The 19,237-nt window shown below is 64.5% G+C and carries 16 protein-coding genes; 5 read left to right on the forward strand and 11 right to left on the reverse strand.

Translation table 11 applies throughout. The features are described from left to right. Window positions 1–14 precede the first annotated feature (14 nt). Window positions 15–1,994, reverse strand: a complete 1,980-nt coding sequence (locus F4U95_RS14425) for a putative bifunctional diguanylate cyclase/phosphodiesterase (RefSeq protein ID WP_150426170.1) — start codon at window positions 1,992–1,994, stop codon at window positions 15–17. A gap of 113 nt (window positions 1,995–2,107) precedes the next feature. Here F4U95_RS14425 and F4U95_RS14430 point away from each other — a divergent pair, with 113 nt between their 5' ends. After that, complete coding sequence (locus tag F4U95_RS14430) at window positions 2,108–2,794, forward strand: GNAT family N-acetyltransferase (protein WP_150426171.1); 687 nt, start codon at window positions 2,108–2,110, stop codon at window positions 2,792–2,794. Here F4U95_RS14430 and F4U95_RS14435 read toward each other — a convergent pair. The 3 genes from F4U95_RS14435 to groES form a co-directional block, all read right to left on the reverse strand. Then, complete coding sequence (locus tag F4U95_RS14435; protein WP_150426172.1) at window positions 2,788–3,405, reverse strand: hypothetical protein; 618 nt, start codon at window positions 3,403–3,405, stop codon at window positions 2,788–2,790. The two genes, F4U95_RS14430 and F4U95_RS14435, sit on opposite strands and share 7 nt — an antisense overlap. Before the next feature lie 143 nt (window positions 3,406–3,548). Beyond that, window positions 3,549–5,195 carry a chaperonin GroEL gene (gene groL / locus F4U95_RS14440; RefSeq protein WP_120250469.1) on the reverse strand — a complete coding sequence of 549 codons (1,647 nt, stop codon included), beginning with the start codon at window positions 5,193–5,195 and terminating at the stop codon, window positions 3,549–3,551. A gap of 127 nt (window positions 5,196–5,322) precedes the next feature. After that, window positions 5,323–5,610 (reverse strand): co-chaperone GroES, encoded by a 288-nt coding sequence (gene groES / locus F4U95_RS14445; protein WP_004211301.1) that lies wholly within the window; start codon window positions 5,608–5,610, stop codon window positions 5,323–5,325. 389 nt (window positions 5,611–5,999) lie between these two features. Between groES and F4U95_RS14450 the strand changes: the two genes are divergently transcribed. Together F4U95_RS14450 and yghU are read left to right on the forward strand one after the other, a co-directional pair. After that, window positions 6,000–6,434, forward strand: coding sequence for a universal stress protein (locus F4U95_RS14450; protein ID WP_120252101.1), 435 nt, complete (start codon window positions 6,000–6,002; stop codon window positions 6,432–6,434). 86 nt (window positions 6,435–6,520) lie between these two features. Next, entirely contained in the window at window positions 6,521–7,390 is an 870-nt protein-coding gene (gene yghU / locus F4U95_RS14455) for a glutathione-dependent disulfide-bond oxidoreductase (protein ID WP_150426173.1), read from the forward strand. Between the two features lie 140 nt (window positions 7,391–7,530). On the opposite strand, the gene F4U95_RS14460 is transcribed toward yghU, so the two are convergent. Continuing rightward, window positions 7,531–8,142, reverse strand: a complete 612-nt coding sequence (locus tag F4U95_RS14460; RefSeq protein WP_150426174.1) for an NAD(P)-dependent oxidoreductase — start codon at window positions 8,140–8,142, stop codon at window positions 7,531–7,533. Between the two features lie 111 nt (window positions 8,143–8,253). On the opposite strand from F4U95_RS14460, the gene F4U95_RS14465 reads away from it, so the two are divergent. Further along, window positions 8,254–8,652, forward strand: coding sequence for a winged helix-turn-helix transcriptional regulator (locus F4U95_RS14465; protein WP_120250472.1), 399 nt, complete (start codon window positions 8,254–8,256; stop codon window positions 8,650–8,652). A 145-nt stretch (window positions 8,653–8,797) separates the two neighbouring features. Next, entirely contained in the window at window positions 8,798–10,042 is a 1,245-nt protein-coding gene (gene chrA, locus F4U95_RS14470) for a chromate efflux transporter (RefSeq protein ID WP_170267497.1), read from the forward strand. Between the two features lie 95 nt (window positions 10,043–10,137). Here the strand turns inward: chrA and ligA are convergent, their stop codons facing one another. From ligA to pnp, 6 genes are all read right to left on the reverse strand, one after another. Beyond that, window positions 10,138–12,255: an NAD-dependent DNA ligase LigA gene (gene ligA / locus F4U95_RS14475; RefSeq protein ID WP_150426176.1), complete on the reverse strand. Its 2,118-nt coding sequence runs from the start codon at window positions 12,253–12,255 to the stop codon at window positions 10,138–10,140. A 185-nt stretch (window positions 12,256–12,440) separates the two neighbouring features. Further along, window positions 12,441–12,815: a putative quinol monooxygenase gene (locus F4U95_RS14480; RefSeq protein ID WP_150426177.1), complete on the reverse strand. Its 375-nt coding sequence runs from the start codon at window positions 12,813–12,815 to the stop codon at window positions 12,441–12,443. 85 nt (window positions 12,816–12,900) lie between these two features. Beyond that, complete coding sequence (gene recN, locus F4U95_RS14485) at window positions 12,901–14,562, reverse strand: DNA repair protein RecN (protein ID WP_150426178.1); 1,662 nt, start codon at window positions 14,560–14,562, stop codon at window positions 12,901–12,903. 144 nt (window positions 14,563–14,706) lie between these two features. Then, a complete protein-coding gene (locus tag F4U95_RS14490) occupies window positions 14,707–15,495 on the reverse strand; it encodes an outer membrane protein assembly factor BamD (RefSeq protein ID WP_120250477.1) in 789 nt (262 codons plus the stop codon). A gap of 66 nt (window positions 15,496–15,561) precedes the next feature. Then, a complete protein-coding gene (locus F4U95_RS14495) occupies window positions 15,562–16,575 on the reverse strand; it encodes a sensor histidine kinase (protein ID WP_150426237.1) in 1,014 nt (337 codons plus the stop codon). A 158-nt stretch (window positions 16,576–16,733) separates the two neighbouring features. Next, the gene (gene pnp / locus F4U95_RS14500) at window positions 16,734–19,082 is read right to left on the reverse strand and encodes a polyribonucleotide nucleotidyltransferase (protein ID WP_120250478.1); all 2,349 of its coding nucleotides are present in this window, start codon (window positions 19,080–19,082) and stop codon (window positions 16,734–16,736) included. Window positions 19,083–19,237: the final 155 nt, after the last annotated feature.

Consider the following 19,237-nt stretch of genomic DNA (forward strand, 5'->3'; position numbering starts at 1 on the left):
CTGCGCCGCCGCGATCAGGCGTGGCGGCGACGTTGCACTGGATCGGGCCGTTCGCTGCCAGCCAAAGGCCCTGCCGCGATCAGTTCTGCGATCCGCTCGCGCGGCACCGGCCGGCTGAACAAATAGCCCTGCACATTGGTGAAGCCGGCTTCGCGCGCATGGATGAGTTGGTCGGGCGTCTCGATCCCTTCGGCCACCGTGTCCATATTGAGGTCGCGCGCGAGATTGCCGATCGCGCGGACGATGGCGCGATCCTCGGCATTGGCGCTGACACCGGCCATGAAGCTCTGATCGATCTTGAGCGTGTCGAACCGGTAGGAACGCAGGTAGGACAGCGCGCTGTAGCCGGTACCGAAATCGTCCAGCGCCAGCCGCAGCCCGATCCGCTGCAATTCGCGCAGGATACTGTTGGTCTGCCCGCTATTGTCGAGGAAGATGGATTCGGTGACCTCCAACTCCAGCCTGCGGGCGGGCAGGCCCGATTCCAGCAGCGCGGCGATGACATTGCCCGGCAGTTCGGCGCATTTGAGCGAGGCCGGCGAAATATTGATCGCGATCCGCACATCGCCTGGCCAGGCGACAGCGGTGTTGCAAGCCTCGCGCAGCACCCATCCGGTCATCGCCTCGATCATGCCCATGCTTTCGGAGATCGGTATGAATTCCGACGGCGGAATCGGTCCCAGCACCGGATGATCCCAGCGCAGCAGCGCCTCACAAGCGTCTATATGCCCGCTCTCCAGATCGACGATCGGCTGATAGAGCAGCTTGAGTTCGCCGCCATCAAGCGCGCGGCGCAGGCCCGTTTCAATCTCATGGATACGGTTGAACCGTTCCTTGAGCGACCAGTTGAAGCTGGCGGCGCGATTGCGCCCTTCCCGCTTCGCTTCATACAGCGCCAGGTCGGCATGCTGCATCAACTCGTCCATGTCGCGGCCATCCTGCGGCGCGACGGCATAGCCGATGGAGGCCGTGACCTGGAGATGATTGTCGCTCAGGTCAAAGCCATGCGCGAAATAGCCGATAATCTCCTGCGCCAATGCGGCGGCGGTGACGCGGTCCATATCCGGGCAAATGATGACGAATTCATCGCCGCCGAACCGCGCAATGCGTCCCCGCCCCTGCACGACGTCATTCAGCCGCTCTGCCACGCCGCGCAGCAACTGGTCGCCAACCATATGGCCCAGCGAGTCGTTGATTTCCTTGAACCGGTCGATGTCCATCCACAATATGGTGACGGCGTCGTTCCGCTTCTGGTTCGTATCGAAAATCTCGCGCAGGCGCATCTGCATCGCCATGCGGTTTTCCAGGCCGGTCAGGCTGTCGAAGCGCGCCAGCCGTTCAAACTTCTCGGCCAGCAGTGATTTTTCGCGCTTGCCGACCAGTGCCTGTACGACGATGCGATGGACGGTAGAGCTGATTTCGGCCAGCCCCAGCACCATCATCACCATCGCCACGGACAGGACGCGATAGCCGGTCGAGCCTTCCAGCCACAGGCCGGTCGCGGTGGGCAACAGGGTCAGGCAGACTTGGCCGATGGCAATTTGCACACGACCCGCATTGCGGCCGGAAATACCGCCGGCATAGCCCGTCGCCATCGACACGCTGAGCATGTGGGTGACGGGGTTGGGCGATCCCAGCAACGTGACGAAGCCCATCAAACCCAGCAGCCCGGCATAGCCCCAGGCACCCAGTTCATAAGCCAGTTCCCAGCTACGTGAGGCGACGGCGGTGCCGCGCACCAGCTGGCGGTGGAAGAAAATGGCGGAAATGACGCGCAACGTTGCGACCAGACAGAGGACCGCGACCACAAGCTGGATCGGACCCGGATCGGACAAGGTGCTGATCACGATGCCGACGGCCACGCCGGTAACCGCGCCGATGGTCAGCGATCGGGGCGAAGCGTAAAGCGATTCGACCAAGCTCCGCCGCACGTCGGCGTCCTGCCCCGTGTCCAGCGCCCGGCGCTTTTCCAATAATGTTTTCAGCACGCGCAAATGGCGGGTCTCCGCTTCCCGCTCGGGTCATCGCATTTTCCGTTTATTTTTCGGTTAACATTGTTGTTAGGGATCGGTGCCTCCACACATTCCTTCAACAGGAGTTTCCCCGCATGCATCCGCTCGATCGCCCCATCTGGAACAGCCTGTCGAGCGGCTGGGCGACATGGGCGCAGGGCGATGACCGCGCCCGCCGGATCGATCCGCGCCATGGCCCGTTCGGCGCGGCGGCGAACGACCATCCCGACAGTCTTGCCGCCCTCGCTGCGCTGGTGCCCGCGGATGGCGAATTATGGATGATCGGCCCGGACGCGCTGACACCACCGCCCGGCGTCCATGTCGCCCGCACCGCCACATTGGCGCAGATGGTCGCACCATCCGTTACGCCCGCCACCGCTTTCCCGCCCGCCTGGGCGCCGCTGGACGAAAGCGACGCGGCGGAGATGCTGGACCTGGCGCTGCTGACGAAGCCCGGCCCGTTCCGATCGCACACCCACCGGCTGGGCCGCTTCATCGGCGTGCGGGCGGAAGGCAGACTGGTCGCCATGGCCGGCGAGCGGATGCGCCTGCCCGGCTTTACCGAAGTCAGCGGTGTGTGCACCCACCCCGACTGGCGCGGCCGGGGGCTGGCCGGCGCACTGATGCGGGTGGTGGCGCAGGCGATGCTGGACAGGGGCGAGACGCCCTTCCTCCACGCCTATGCCGCGCATGACAAGACGATCGCTTTGTATCGCTCACTGGGGTTCGAAGTGCGGGCGGAATTGCCGATGATGGTGGTGATGGCCGCAACGGATCAGTAGATTTCTTCGCCCTCCAGCCCCGCCAGCCGGATCAGCGCTATGCCGGTCGCTCTTACAATTCCGTCATCTGGCGACCATCGCTCGGCAAAGTGATGGCCGCTAGCGTCGCTTCGTTCGATCAGCCAACGCGCTCCGTCCGTGCCGGGCGGGCCGCAAGAGGGGGTAGCAGGCTCCAACAAGGCGGGATCGGCGTCGGCAAGCAAAGAAATGACCTCCCCCTGATCCACCGCGCGACTTTTCCGATCTTTCACCTGCCCATAGTCGTAACCGCCTAGCCCGGAAAAGCGGATCATTTCGACACGGCCCTTACTCTGATTTGGCATGGTCAGACGGACGATGATGGGGGCGTGAAAGCTACGCAACCATATAAAGCGCAAGATTGTTGCGCCATCTGAGCGTGGGGTCAGGAATGACGGCTCCTTCGCACGGGCGAGAATCGTGGCGTATGACGACAGGATATCGTCATCGATCAGCTTCACAGTGTGGACCTGATCCCCATAGTGGCAATCGTGGGTTGCCGTCTGCGTCGCGAAATAGTGCCGTAACGGTAGAGTCTGATTTATTGCCGTCGGCGTGCCCGACAGCAGCAAGGCGATCGTCAACGATAACATATATCCTCCAGCTAGACGCGCAGCATGTCAGCCCAGTTCGCTGTAGGAAAGAAAAAAGCCGGTGGATCGCTCCACCGGCTTTTTCTGTCAGGCTTGCACCTGGTGACATGCGACCCCAGCCTGAGCCGGGGTCGAACTTCCTATCAGAAGTCCATGCCGCCCATGCCGCCCATGCCGCCGCCGGGCATGCCCATCGGCGCCTTGTCGTCGGCGGGCAGTTCCGAAACGGCCGCTTCGGTGGTGATCAGCAGACCAGCAACCGAGGCAGCGTTCTGGAGCGCGGTGCGCACGACCTTGGTCGGGTCGATGACGCCGGCGGCGACCAGGTTTTCGTACACGTCGGTCGACGCGTTGAAGCCGAACGAGGTGTCGTCCTGATCCAGCAGCTTGCCCGAAACGACGGCGCCGTCATGACCGGCGTTGCTGGCGATCTGGCGAACCAGAGCGGTCAGCGACTTGCGGACGATGTCGATGCCGCGGGTCTGGTCGTCATTGACGCCCGTCAGACCGGTCAGCGCCTTGGTTGCGTACAGCAGAGCCGTACCGCCACCGGGGACGATGCCTTCTTCGACGGCTGCGCGCGTGGCGTGCAGGGCGTCGTCGACGCGGTCCTTGCGTTCCTTGACTTCCACTTCGGTCGCGCCGCCGACCTTGATGACGGCCACGCCGCCAGCAAGCTTCGCCAGACGTTCCTGAAGCTTTTCACGGTCATAGTCGCTGGTCGTGTTTTCGATCTGCGAACGGATCTGCTCCGTGCGGCCCTTGATCGAATCGCTGTCGCCAGCGCCGTCGACGATGACAGTGTTGTCCTTGTCGATGGTGACGCGCTTGGCGGTGCCGAGCATGCCGAGCGTGACGGACTCAAGCTTGATGCCCAGGTCTTCCGAGATCACTTCGCCCTTGGTCAGGACGGCGATGTCTTCCAGCATGGCCTTGCGGCGGTCGCCGAAGCCAGGCGCCTTGACAGCCGCGACCTTCAGGCCACCGCGCAGCTTGTTGACGACCAGGGTCGCCAGCGCTTCGCCTTCGATATCTTCCGCGATGATCAGCAGGGGACGGCCCGACTGAACGACGGCTTCCAGGATGGGAAGGATCGACTGAAGGTTCGACAGCTTCTTTTCGTGGATCAGGATGTACGGATCAGCCAGCTCGACAGCCATCTTTTCCGGGTTGGTGATGAAGTAGGGCGACAGGTAGCCGCGGTCGAACTGCATGCCTTCCACGACGTCCAGTTCGAAGTCGAGACCCTTGGCCTCTTCCACGGTGATGACGCCTTCCTTGCCGACCTTTTCCATGGCTTCGGCGATCTTTTCGCCGACTTCACGGTCACCGTTGGCGGAGATGATGCCGACCTGGGCGACTTCGGCCGAACCCGAAACCGGCTTCGAACGCGACTTGATGTCTTCGACGACCTTGATGACGGCGAGGTCGATACCACGCTTCAGGTCCATCGGGTTCATGCCGGCGGCAACCGACTTCATGCCTTCGCGCACGATGGCCTGGGCCAGCACGGTCGCGGTGGTGGTGCCGTCACCGGCGATGTCGTTGGTCTTCGAAGCCACTTCGCGCACCATCTGGGCGCCCATGTTTTCGAACTTGTCCTTCAGTTCGATTTCCTTGGCGACCGAAACACCGTCCTTGGTGATGCGGGGCGCGCCGAAGCTCTTGTCGATGACGACGTTGCGGCCCTTCGGGCCCAGGGTCACCTTGACCGCGTCGGCCAGGATGTCGACGCCGCGCAGGATGCGCTCACGAGCGTCACGCGAAAACTTTACGTCCTTCGCTGCCATGATCTTTTACCTTCGTTTGAGAATTGCAAAATTTGCGAAGTTCACACCGTCACAGGGCGCGAATTTTCGCCGAAATCGGGAATGGATATCCGGTTCGCAGCTTTACGCCACGATGCCGCTGCCGTTTTTAGGCAACGATACCCAGGATGTCCGATTCCTTCATGATGAGCAGGTCTTCACCGTCGACCTTGACTTCGGTGCCCGACCACTTGCCGAACAGCACGCGATCGCCGGCCTTGACGTCCAGCGGGGTCACTTTGCCGTCTTCGGCCTTGCTGCCCGAACCGACGGAGACGATTTCGCCTTCTTGCGGCTTTTCCTTGGCGGTGTCGGGGATGATGATGCCACCGGCGGTCTTCGCTTCCGCTTCGATGCGGCGGACGAGAACGCGGTCATGCAATGGGCGGAATGCCATGTTGAGTGCCTTTCCCTGGCGTGATTTGGGATGGGGCGCAGCGGATGGGCCATTGGAGTCGTGCTCCAAACCACCCTGTCCGCCTGTCCTTCTCCCGATGAACCTGTCTTTGTTAGCACTCACTGAGCAGGAGTGCTAGCGGCATGCATATGGAAAAACTATTCCGCCGGTCAAGGGCGAGGGAGCGGAAAAATTTCCTGCCCGTTCCGACCCGGTGCCAGCGCTTCGCCGCAGATAGGCGCGGCACCCGCCATCGTCATCCCGCCCGCGACGGATTGCGCGGATATTGCGGCTATTCCTTATACATGTCGCTTCGGGAATCTTTGATGACAGGCGCATCGCTCGCGCGTGTCGCCGGTTGAGGGGGACACAAGCATAAGGAGAGGATGATGCCCTACGCCACGATCCTGGCCGCCGTCGATGTCAACAATCCGGACCTGGCCCATGCCGCCATTGCCGGCGCGGCTGAAATTGCCGGTACCACCGGTACCGTCCACATCCTCTATGTCCGCTATTATCTGCCCACCCGCTATTCGGAACTGCTGGCGATCGATTTCGACGAGCGGGAAGAAGAGGAAGCGATGGCCGCCATGCAGGCATGGGCGGATGAAGCGGGACTGGACCCGGCCCGCACGCAGATATTCACCCGCCGCGGCCGCGTGCGCGACGAAGTGCTGATCGAGGCGGAACGGCGCGGCGCCGACCTGATCGTCATCGGGTCGCATCAACCCTCGCTCTCGTCCAAGCTGCTGGGCTCCAACGCGTCGGCCATCGTCCACCAATCGGCGATCAGCGTGCTGACAGTCCGAACGGTTTCGAAATAATCATGGATAGTTGAGCGGGGCTTGGTTGCGGGCGGCGGGGCCGCTTCCTACCTGCGGGCCACATCCTCTTATCGGAGCCAGCCCGCATGACCGACACCTACACCCCGCCCGAAGTCTGGACCTGGGACAAGGAGGCTGGCGGCCCCTTCGCCAGCATCAACCGGCCGATCGCCGGCGCGACTCATGACAAGGATCTGCCGGTCGGCGATCACTCGCTTCAGCTTTATTCGCTCGCTACGCCCAATGGGCAGAAGGTGACGATCCTGCTGGAGGAATTGCTGGAGGCGGGCGTGTCCGCTGCCGACTATGACGCCTGGCTGATCAAGATCGGCGATGGCGACCAGTTCGGCAGCGATTTCGTCGACATCAATCCCAACAGCAAGATCCCAGCCCTGCTGGACCGCAGCGTATCGCCGCCGCAGCGCGTGTTCGAATCCGGCTCGATCCTGCTTTATCTGGCGGAGAAATTCGGCAAGTTCCTGCCGACCGACCCGGCCGGCCGTACGGAGACGCTAAACTGGCTGTTCTGGCAAATGGGCGCCGGCCCGCTGCTGGGCGGCGGCTTCGGCCATTTCTTCGCCTATGCGCCGGAGAAATACGAATATCCGATCAACCGCTACACGATGGAAGTGAAGCGCCAGCTGGACCTGCTGGACAAGCGTCTGGCGGACAATGAATATATTGGCGGCGCGGAATACGGCATCGCCGATATCGCCATCTGGCCCTGGTATGGCGGGCTGGTGCTGGGCCGGGCCTATGGCGCGGCGGAGTTTCTGGACGCGGGCAGCTACACCAACCTGCTACGCTGGGCCAAACAGATCGACGCCCGCCCCGCCGTGAAGCGCGGCCGCATGGTCAACAAGGCGAACGGGCCGCTGGAAGAGCAGCTGCACGAACGCCACGCCGCAAGCGACTTCGACACGAAGACGCAGGACAAGCTGGAAGGCGCGGCTTAAAATCTGAATTCCCCCTCCCGCTTGCGGGAGGGGGCTAGGGGGTGGGCTGGACGTCGCAATTGCCCACCCCGCTGCGACTAACGCGCTGCGCGCGCAAGTCTCGCTGCCCCTCCCGCGAGCGGGAGGGGATTGGAAGAGCCTCAATACCCGACCGTGAACCGCGCCTTGCTGTGCTTGGGCGTCTCGATCTCGTCGACCAGCGCGATGGCATAGTCGGCGTAGGAAATGCTGCTATTGCCGTCCGCATCGGCCAGCAGTTCGTCCTTGCCGAGGCGGAAGCTGCCCTTGCGGTCGCCGACGAAGAAATAGGCGGACGGCGAGAGGAAGGTCCAGTCGATGTCGTCCACACCGCGCAGATAGGTCAGGAAATCCGCGCCCTTGCCCGCTTCGGCCTTGTACGCTTCGGGAAATTCCGGCGTGGTGATCAGGGCGACGCCCGGCGCGACCTCCAGGCTGCCGGCGCCGCCGACCACCAGATAGCGGGGCACACCGGAATCGCGCACGACGCCGACCAGCGAGGTGGGATCGGTGTCGGAGAACATGACCGCGCTGACCACCACATCATGGCCCTTGATCGCTTCGACCAGCGCGTCGGTGTGCTGCACATCGCGGGCAACCGCCGTGACGCCGTCAACCTTGACCGCATTTTCGGGATGGCGGGAAATGGCCGTCACCTGATGCCCGCGCCGCGCGAGTTCCGCGCTGATTTCCGTGCCGGCGCGGCCAGTGCCGCCGATGATCGCTACCTTCATGCTTCCAATCTCCATAGGATGGTTACTGATGGAAACCAGATAGCGATTGCGATATCATGGTCGCAAGAAGGCACTTCGCCATCACCTGGTTACGCGCAGGAAACCACCCCCATGCTTTCCACCCTGGACTTGCCCCCGCCCCGCATCGGCGACGCCTATAATCCCGACTGTCCGACCCGCCATGTGCTGGACCGGATCGGCGACAAATGGGCAGTGCTGGTGATGCTGACGCTGAAGGACGGGCCGGTGCGCTTCAACGACCTGCGGCGGCGGATCGGTGCGATTTCACAGAAGATGCTGTCGCAGACGTTGAAGAGCCTGGAGCGCGACGGCCTGGTCAGCCGCGCCGCCTTCCCCACCGTGCCGGTGACGGTCGAATATCGGCTGACGCCGCTGGCCGGCGGGCTGATCGGCATATTGGACCAGATCACCCATTGGGCCGAAAGCCATGTCGGCGATATCATGGCCGCGCGCCGCGCCCATGACGGAACGGACGCGCTGGCCGCCTGAAATCCCCCTTGCGCCCGCCCCGGCATCATCGCATGATGCGCGCACGGGGTAAGGCAATCTCCCGTTCAGGCGTTCCCCGCCCAAGCATTGCGGCTGTATCGGGCCTTTGGCGCGCTTTGGCGTGTCCGGCCCAAGGGGGACGTGCGTGTCGCAACCGGATTTATCGACATTATTCCGAGTCTTCGGGCGGATCGGCCTGATCAGTTTCGGCGGGCCGGCGGGCCAGATTGCGCTGATGCACCGCGAACTGGTGGAGGAACGGCAATGGGTGGAGGAAGGTGCCTTCCTGCGCGCGCTCAATGTATGCCACCTGCTGCCGGGGCCGGAGGCGCAGCAGCTGGCGACCTGGATCGGGTGGCGGATGCACGGCACGATCGGGGGACTTGTGTGCGGCCTGTTGTTCGTGCTGCCCGGCGCGGCGATCATGCTGGGCCTGTCGATGCTCTACGCCTTTGCCGCGGACCTGAAACCCGTGGCGGCGCTGTTTCTGGGGATCAAGGCGGCGGTGCTGGCCATCGTGGTGCAGGCGCTGATCCGCATCGCCCGGCGCGCGCTGGACAGCGGGTTCAAGCGCGCGCTGGCCTTTGCGGCGTTCCTCGCGCTGTTCCTGTTCAACCTGCCCTTCCCGCTGGTCGTGCTGGGATCAGGCGCGATCGGCTTCCTGCTGGCGCGGGTGCGGCCGGACTGGCTGCATGCCCATGGCAAGGCGGCGAGCGACGCGCCGGTCGGGCCATTGCCCTGGGCGCAGACGCTGCGGTCGATCGCGATATGGATCGCGATATGGGCCGCGCCGATGCTGGCGATCCTGCTGGCGCTCGGCCCCGATCATGTCCTGTGGAAGATCGGCGTATTCTTCTCGCAACTGGCGGTGGTGACGTTCGGCGGCGCCTATGCGGTGCTGGCCTATATGGCGCAGGAGGCGGTGCAGTCGATGCACTGGCTGTCGGCCGGTGAAATGACCGATGGGCTGGGCCTGGCCGAAACGACGCCGGGACCGCTGATATTGGTGACGCAGTTCGTCGGCTTTCTGGGCGCATTCCGGGCGCCGGCGCCGTTCACGCCGCTGGTCGCGGGATTGCTGGGCGGGTTGCTCACGACCTGGGTGACGTTCGCGCCTTGTTTCCTGTGGATCTTCAGCGTCGCGCCGTGGATGGAGCGGCTGGAGCGCGCGCCGCGTCTGCAAGGGGCGCTCGCCGCGCTGACCGCCGCGATCGTGGGGGTGATCGGCAACCTGACCGTCTGGTTCGCGCTGCATGTGCTGTTCATGCGCGGGGAACGGGTGGCCGCCGGGCCGGTCAGGCTGTGGTGGCCGGACTGGACCAGTCTGGACTGGCGGATTGCCGCCATCGCGCTGGGGGCTGCGCTGCTCATCTTCGTGGCGAAGCGCTGAGTGATGACGGTGCTGGCGATCTGCGCAGTGGCAGGGCTGGCAGTGAGTGGGATGTAGGCATTGTTCCCCGGCGCAGGCCGGGGAACGTCATGATGTTACCCCGCCGCCTGCACGATCTCGGCCCATGCCTCTTCGCTGATGACCTCAATCCCCAGCGCGGCGGCCTGCTTCAGCTTGCTGCCCGCGCCGGGGCCGGCCACGACCAGATCGGTTTTGGCGCTGACGGAGCCGGCAGCCTTGGCGCCCAGCCGCTCGGCTTGCGCCTTCGCCTCGTCGCGGCTCATCGTCTCCAGCTTGCCGGTGAAGACGACGATCTTGCCGGTCACGGCGCTGGCGGTAGTTTCGACCACATAATCGGGCGGCGAAACCTCGCGCAGCAAGTCTTCCCACGCCTCGACATTATGCGGTTCGTGGAAGAAATCAGCCAGCGCATGGCCGACCGCGCTCCCGACATTTTCGACGCCGATATGTTCGGCGATCGCCTTATCCCGCTTGGCCTGCGTCTCCGCCGGATCGGCGGCGGCGCGCAGGGCGATAATCTCTTCGCCGATCGCGCGGATCGCCGGCAGCCTGGTGTAGCGTTTGAGCAGATCCCGCGCCGTCACCGCGCCGACATGGCGGATGCCAAGGCCGAAGAGCAGCTTTGCAGCGTCCGGCGCGCGCTTCGCCTCGATCGCGGCGAGCAGATTGTCGACCGACTTTTCCTTCCACCCTTCGCGGCCGATCAGGTCGGGTCGATGCTTTTTCAGGCGGAAGATGTCGGCCGGCTCGGCGATCCAGCCCAGGTCGATAAATTCCTGGATCGACTTCTCCCCCAACCCCTCGATATCCAGCGCGGCGCGGCTGACGAAATGGCGCAGCCGCTCGAACCGCTGGGCCGGGCAGATCAGGCCCCCGGTACAGCGAAAATCGACCTCCTCCTCCTCGCGCACCGCTTCGGACTGGCAGACGGGGCAATGGGTCGGGAACAGGAAGGGTTCGCGCGCTTCCTCACGGGTCAGATTTTCGACCACTTGCGGGATGACGTCGCCTGCGCGCTGCACGACGATGCGGTCACCGGGGCGCACGCCCAGCCGCGCAATCTCGTCGGCATTGTGCAACGTGACGTTGGAGACGACCACGCCGCCCACGGTCACGGGCGTCAGGCGTCCCACCGGCGTCAGCTTGCCGGTGCGGCCGACCTGAATGTCGATCGCCTCCAGCGTGGTCTGCGCCCGTTCGGCGGGAAATTTATGCGCGATGGCCCAGCGCGGCGCCTTGGCCACGAAGCCCAGCCGCTGCTGCCAGTCGAGCCGGTCGACCTTGTAAACCACCCCGTCAATGTCGAAGGGCAGTTCGGCGCGCGCCGACTCTATCCCGCGATAATGGGCGATCAGCGCGTCGAGACTATCGACGCAGGCCAGCATGTCCGACACCGGCAGGCCCCAGCTGGCGATCGCCTGCATCACGCCCAGCTGCGTGTCGGCGGGCACTTCGCTGTGCGCGCCCCAGCCATGGGCCAGGAAGCGTAGCGGGCGGGCGGCGGTGACGGTCGCGTCCTTCTGGCGGAGCGATCCGGCGGCGGCGTTGCGCGGATTGGCGAACTGCCGCGCCTTTTCGGGGTCGTCGGCTTCGGCAAGCAGGCGCTGGTTCAGAGCCACGAAATCGCCCTTGGCCATATAGACCTCCCCGCGCACCTCGAACAGGTCGGGGATGTTCGGCCCGGTCAATTGCTGCGGAATGTCGGGGATCGTGCGGACATTGGCGGTGACGTCCTCTCCCGTCGTCCCGTCCCCGCGCGTCGCGGCCAGCACCAAGGCGCCCTTTTCATAGCGCAGCGAGCAGGACAGGCCGTCAATCTTCGGCTCGGCAGTCAGCGCCAGCGGCGCGTCGTCGGGCAGAGCAAGGAAACGGCGGACGCGGGCCAGAAATTCGCCGATATCCTCGTCCGAAAAACCATTGTCCAGGCTCATCATGCGGACGGCATGGGGCACTTTCTTGAGCGCCGATGTGGCGGCGGCACCCACCTGCGCATTGGGCGAATCGGCGCGGATCAGATGCGGAAAGGCCGCCTCCAGCGCATTATTCTCACGGATCAGCGCGTCATAGTCGGCGTCGCTAATCTCCGGCGCGTCCTGATCATGGTAGAGCCGGTTATGTTTCGCCACCTCCTTGGCAAGGCGCATCAGGCGGTTGGCAGCTTGGGCTTCGGAGAGGGTCGCAGGGTCGGTCATGGGGATGCCTTACCCGCTGTCGTGCGGCGGCGAAAGCGGGAGTCGTTCACGCGGAGCCGCGAAGGCGCGGAGAGTTTTCTAGAGGCGGTTTAGAGCGTGGTGGCATGCGAGCTCCACCCCGTCAATAAGTTCATCCCGTTCTCAAAATCTCCGCGCCTCCGCGTCTCCGCGCGAACACATCAACCTCACATCCCCGCCACCGGCACCGTTTCGAAATGCTGCGGAAAGCCCGCAATGATCGGCCTTGCCTTGGCAATGGCCGCGCGCACGGCAGGCAGCTTGAGCGAAGCGGCATGGCTTTCGCGGCTGTCCCAGATTTCGGTGATCCAGATCGCGTCCGGATTGGCCGTGTCCAGCGCCACCACATAGGACAGGCAGCCGGGAATACCGCCGGTCGCCGCCGTCAGGATCGCAACCAGTGCGTCGCGCTGGCCGGGCGTGCTGAGCATCTGGCCGATCAGGCCGTAGCGGGGCTTGGCCTCCTGCGCGGCGGCAGGAATGGCGCTGGCGGCGATCGCGGCGGCGGTGAGGCCGAGCATGTCTCTACGGTTATGGGTCATAGACCTATCATTCCCGTTCGGTTCGAGCTTGTCGAGAACTCTGCGCGATGGTTCTCGACAAGCTCGAACCGAACGGAGGGTGGTGTCAAGCTTCCAGCAACCGCTCCGCCTGTGCCCGCGCCTCTGCCGTAATCTCAGCGCCCGACAACATACGCGCGATTTCCTCGCGCCGTTCGGCTTCGCTCAGGGCATGAACACCCGTACGCGTCACGGTCCCGTCACTCGACTTGGCGATCAGCATATGGCTCGCGCCGCGCGCCGCGACCTGCGGGCTGTGGGTGACGACCAATATCTGGTTGCTCTGCGCCAGCCGCGACAGCCGTTCGCCGATCGCATCGGCCACCGCGCCGCCCACGCCCCGGTCGATTTCGTCGAAGATCAGCGTGTCGGCCCCGCCCCGCTCCGCCAGCGCGACCTTGAGCGCCAAGATGAAGCGCGACAATTCGCCGCCCGATGCGATCTTCGCCAGCGGCGCGAAGGGCGCGCCGGGGTTGGTCGAAATTTCGAATTCGACCCGGTCCATGCCCTGCGCGCTCCACTGGCCTTCATCCAGTTGCGCGACGACAGTACGGAACCGCGCGGCGTCCAGCTTGAGCGGCGCCAGTTCACCCGCAACCGCGGCGTCGAGGCGCCCGGCGGCCAGTTGCCGCTCGGCCGACAGCGCCTGCGCCGCCGCGCGATAGGCGTCGGCCTTGCCCGCCACATCCTTTTCCAGCGCTGCGATATGCTCTTCCCCGCCCTCGATCGCGGCCAGCTTGGCTGCCATCTCGTCGCGCAGGGCGGCCAGGTCGTCGGGCTGCACCTGATGCTTGCGGGCCAGACCGCGCAGGTCGAACAGGCGGGTTTCGATCGAATCGAGCCGGGCGGGATCGAAACTCAGCGCCTCGGCGGCTTCGGCCAGACGGTCCTCCGCCTCGCCCGCTTCGACGACCGCGCGATCCAGCGCCTCCAGCACGGCATTCAGCAATGGCTCCTCACCCGCGATGCGATCGAGCCGGCGCGCGGCCTGACGCAATTGGGCCAGACCCCCGTCGGAGCCGGTCAGGCAATCGCTGACCGCGCTCAGGTCGTCGGTCAGTCGCGCACCCTTCTGCATGGTCGCCCGCTCTTCCGCGAGGGTCGCTTCCTCGCCCGGTTCGGGCGCGAATTTGCGCAATTCCTCGACCGCATGGGTCAGATAGTCGCGGTCGCGCGCGGCATTGTCCACCGTCTCGCGCGCGGCGGCCAGCGCATTGGCGGCGGCGCGCCATCCGGCATGGGCGGTGGCGACTGCGCCTGCATCGCAACGGCCATAGCTGTCGAGCAGCGCCCGATGACCGCGCGGGTTGAGCAGGCCGCGATCGTCATGCTGGCCGTGGATCTCGACCAGCGACCCACCGATGTCGCGCAGCAGCGCGGCCGAACAGGGCTGATCGTTGACGAAGGCGCGGCTGCCGCCATCGGCCTTTACCAGCCGGCGGATCAGCAGCGGTTCGCCCGGCTCCATATCGATGCCATTGTCGGCGAGCAGTTGGGCGACGCGGGTGGAGGCAGCGGGCGGCTCGAAGGCCGCGACGACGCTCGCCTGCGCTTCGCCGTTGCGGACCAGCCCGCTATCGGCCCGCGCACCCAGCGCCAGCCCCAGCGAGTCGAGCAGGATCGATTTGCCCGCGCCGGTTTCACCCGTCAGCACGGACAGGCCAGCGCCGAACTCCAGGTCCAGCGCTTCGATCAGCACGACATTGCGGATGGCGAGCGAGGTTAGCAGCGCGATAACTCCCCCCTCCCTTTCAAGGGAGGGGTCAGGGGGTGGGTGCGCCGCGCCAGCGGCGCCTGCAACGGCGAGGTTGGACGCTCGCTTCGCTCGCGACCCACCCCAACCCCTCCCTTGAAAGGGAGGGGCTAAAAAACGTTAAGCCTTGCCGCCATGTTGCTGCATCAGCTTGTAGCTGCGTTCATACCATTTGGTGCCGGGATAGTTTCGGCCCAGCACGGCGGCGGCCTTTTGCGCTTCGGCGGGGATGCCGAGCGAGAGGTAGGATTCAACCAGCCGCTCCAGCGCTTCGGGTGCGTGGGTCGTGGTCTGATATTTGTCCACCACCGAACGGAAACGCAGCGTAGCGGCGAGCCACTGGCCGCGGCGCTGGTAGAAGCGGCCGACTTCCATTTCCTTGCCGGCGAGATGGTCGTTGACCAGATCGACCTTCAACCGCGCATCGGCGGCGTAGCGCGTGTCGGGATAGCGGCGGATCAGCTCGCCCAGCGCGTCCAGGCCCTGCTGCGTGATCTTCTGGTCGCGGGTGACGTCGGCAATCTGCTCATAATAGCACAGCGCGATCAGATAATAAGCGTAGGGCGCGTCCTTGTTGCCGGTATGGATCGACAGGAAACGCTGCGACGCGGCGATGGACTCATTATAGTCCTGGTTCATATAATAGCTGAACGCGGACATGAGCTGCGCCCGGCGGGCCCAGGGCGAATAGGGATGCTGGCGCTCCACCTCGTCGAACAGGGCGGCGGCGAGCTTGTACTGACCACGATCGAGCCGGTCCTTACCGCTGTTATACAGGGTCGAAACGTCGCGGGCGACATATTGGGTGTCGGCCTTGTTCTTCGATGTGGAGCAGCCGGTGAGCACGGGCGAGGCGATCAGGACCAAGGCGGTGGCCGCGCCGATGCGCGTCAGGGTTTTCGTCAGCATGGCCGGGTCATAGCCGAGCGGATCGCCGCCGCCAAGCGGCAGAATGCGCCTTCGTCAACAGGCCCTTCAACAGGCGATCGTGGCGGGCAGATCGAGCCGGGCGATCGCCCCGCCCTGGGGCGCGGCGGACAGGGCGAAACGCCCGCCCAGCTGGGCCGCGAGCGCATGGGCGATGCGCAGGCCCAGCGATTGCCCACCATCCCCGCCGGGCGTCAGACCATGGCCGTCGTCGGCCACTTCCAGCGCCAGCGCGCCATCCGCCTGCGCCAAACTGACATGGATATGGCCGGCGCGATCGGGCAGGCCATGTTCGATCGCATTGCTGACCGATTCCGCGACCACCAGCGCCAGCGGCACGGTGATATTGGGGTCGAGCCGCAGGCCCACCGGCACTGCCACGGTCAGGGCGACGTCCTGCCGCCCGCTGGCGTCCATGATGTCGGTGGTCAGTTCCGTCAGGAAGCCGTGCATGTCCTGCCCCGCCCCCGACGGATCGTAGAGCGCCCGGCTGATCCGCCCGACCAGCGCCAGCCGTTCCGACGCATCGTCCAGCGCGCGGCGGGCGACCTCATGGTCGACATGGCGGCGCTGGAGCGAGAGCATGGCCGCCACGACCTGAAGATTGTTGGACACGCGATGCTGCAATTCCTGGAACAGCAATTCGCGATTGTCGGCCAGCGTGCGGCTGCGTTCCCGCTCTACGGCCAGATTGAAATTGGCCCGCTGCATGAAATGAATGAGCGCGATGTCGACCACCACCACGCCGCTGTAGAACAGCATGGCTACGACCACCGCCGGATTGATCGCAAAGCCATTGTGCGGCGGGATGAAGACATACCAGGAGATGATCCCGCACAGCAGGCCCGCGAAAATGCCGGGCCGCACGCCGAACAGGAAAGACGCGAGGATGACCGCCGGGAAGAAGGTGACGAAGGGATAGCCAACGGGCAGCAACGGGTCCGCCGCGATCCGCAGCAGCAGCGCCGACGCGCAGAAGATGGTCGTGAGCACATAGGCGTAAAGCGGCCGATCGAGCACGAGCGGCAGCCGTTCGACAAAGCGCTCATTTCCTCGCTGCACCATCAACCCCCATCAGACCGTCATGACACTATCAGAACTTTGCCCCGGTTCTTTGATCGAAATTAACATATGGAAAGGCAAACGCAAAAACGGGGCGCCCGGCTGACCGGACACCCCATTTTCATTCCATCATCCAGCCTTTCGGCTGAATAGACGCTTTAGTCCTGGGTCAGGAAGTCGGGCAGACCGCCCGGTGCCGGGCCGTCATCGTTACCGCCTTCGCTGCGTTCGCGACGCGGGCCACGATCACCACCATCACGGCGCGGACCACGATCGCCACGGCCTTCGCCGCGACCGCCACGGTCGCCGCCGTCACGGCGCGGACCACGGCCACGATCGCCACGGCCTTCGCCACCACGGTCGCTGCGCGGTTCACGCGGTTCGCGGGCGGGACGGGTGTCCTCCAGCTCTTCACCGGTTTCCTGATCGACGACGCGCATGGACAGGCGAACCTTGCCGCGCGGGTCGATTTCGAGAACCTTGACCTTCACTTCCTGGCCTTCCGACACGACGTCGGTCGGCTTTTCGACGCGCTCATTCTTCATTTCGGAAACGTGGACGAGGCCGTCCTTGCCACCCATGAAGTTCACGAACGCACCGAAGTCGACGATGTTGACGACCTTGCCGGTGTAGACCTTGCCGACTTCCGCTTCCTCGACGATGCCGAGAATCCACTTCTTGGCGGCTTCGATCTGGGCGGTGTCGGACGACGAAATCTTGATGATGCCTTCGTCGTCGATGTCGACCTTCGCGCCGGTTTCGGCGACGATTTCGCGGATGACCTTGCCACCGGTGCCGATGACGTCACGGATCTTCGACTTGTCGATCTGGATCGTCTCGATGCGCGGGGCATGGGCCGACAGCTCGGTGCGGGTCGAGGACAGCGCCTTGCTCATCTCACCCAGAATGTGGGCGCGGCCTTCCTTGGCCTGGGTCAGAGCGGCTTCGAAGATTTCGCGCGTGATGCCCGCAATCTTGATGTCCATCTGCATCGTGGTGATACCGACTTCGGTACCCGCGACCTTGAAGTCCATGTCGCCGAGGTGATCTTCGTCACCCAGGATGTCGGACAGGACGGCGAAGTCCTTGCCTTCCAGGATCAGGCCCATGGCGATGCCCGACACGGGGCGCTTCAGGGGCACACCGGCGTCCATCATCGACAGCGAACCGCCGCAAACAGTCGCCATCGACGACGAGCCGTTGGACTCGGTGATGTCGGACAGGACGCGGATGGTGTAGGGGAACTCGTCCTTGCTGGGCAGCACGGGGTGCAGCGCACGCCATGCGAGCTTGCCATGACCCACTTCACGACGACCCGGCGCGCCGAAGCGGCCGACTTCACCGACCGAATAGGGCGGGAAGTTATAGTGCAGCATGAAGTTTTCATAATGCAGGCCGGTCAGGCCGTCGATCATCTGCTCGGCGTCCTTGGTGCCCAGCGTGGTGGTGCAGATGGACTGCGTTTCACCGCGCGTGAACAGGGCCGAACCATGGGTGCGGGGCAGGAAGCCGACCATCGCTTCGATCGGGCGGATCTGCGTGGTGGTACGACCGTCGATGCGCTTGCCGTCCTTCAGGATGGCGCCGCGCACGATTTCCGCTTCCAGCTTCTTGGTCAGCTTGATGCCGGCCATCACGGTCTGGGCGTCCAGGCCTTCGGCTGCGAAGGATGCCTTCGCCTTGGCGCGGGCTTCGTTCAGCGCGTTCGAGCGGGCCGACTTGTCGGTCAGCTTGTAGGCGGCCGTGATGTCCTTGCCGATCAGCTTCTTCAGCTTCTTCTTCAGGTCTTCGACATTGTCGCCCTTGGCGATGTCCCACGGATCCTTGGCGGCCTTCTCGGCCAGGTCGATGATCGCGTTGGCGATCTTCTTGCTGGCTTCATGGGCGAACAGGACCGCGCCCAGCATGATCTCTTCCGACAGTTCCTTGGCTTCGGATTCGACCATCATCACCGCGTTGCCGGTGGCGGCGACGACCAGGTCGAGTTCGCCGGTCTTCACTTCTTCCAGGCTCGGGTTCAGCTGATATTCGCCGTCCTTGTAACCAACGCGCGCGGCGCCGATCGGGCCCATGAAGGGCACGCCCGACAGGGTCAGCGCAGCCGACGCGGCGATCATCGCCACGATATCGGGCTCGCTTTCGCCGTCGAACGACAGAACCTGCGCGATCACGTTGATTTCGTTATAGAAACCTTCGGGGAACAGCGGGCGGATCGGGCGGTCGATCAGGCGGGAAACCAGCGTTTCCTTTTCCGTCGCGCCACGTTCACGCTTGAAGAAGCCACCCGGAATGCGACCGGCGGCCGAATATTTTTCCTGATAGTGGACGGTCAGCGGGAAGAAGTCCTGGCCTTCCTTCACGCTCTTGGCGGCGGTCACGGCGCACAGCACCACGGTTTCGCCATAGGTCGCCAGCACGGCGGCGTCGGCCTGGCGCGCGATACGGCCGGTTTCGAGGGTCAGCGTCTTGCCGGCCAGCTCGATCGAAACTTTCTTTACATCGAACATAGAGTTTTCCTTCGCCCACCTGGCCCTATTGCCGGGCGGGGCCTGTCATGCGGACTAAACCGGCCCGCATCGGTTTTGGGACATCATCTGGTCCCTGGGTCGGATCGGGATCACCGGATTGCGATCCCTTCCCTTCGTTCCCCGGCATGAAGGCC

Origin of the sequence: Sphingobium limneticum (genome assembly GCF_008710165.1) — a bacterium.
GTDB classification, from domain to species: domain Bacteria; phylum Pseudomonadota; class Alphaproteobacteria; order Sphingomonadales; family Sphingomonadaceae; genus Sphingobium; species Sphingobium limneticum.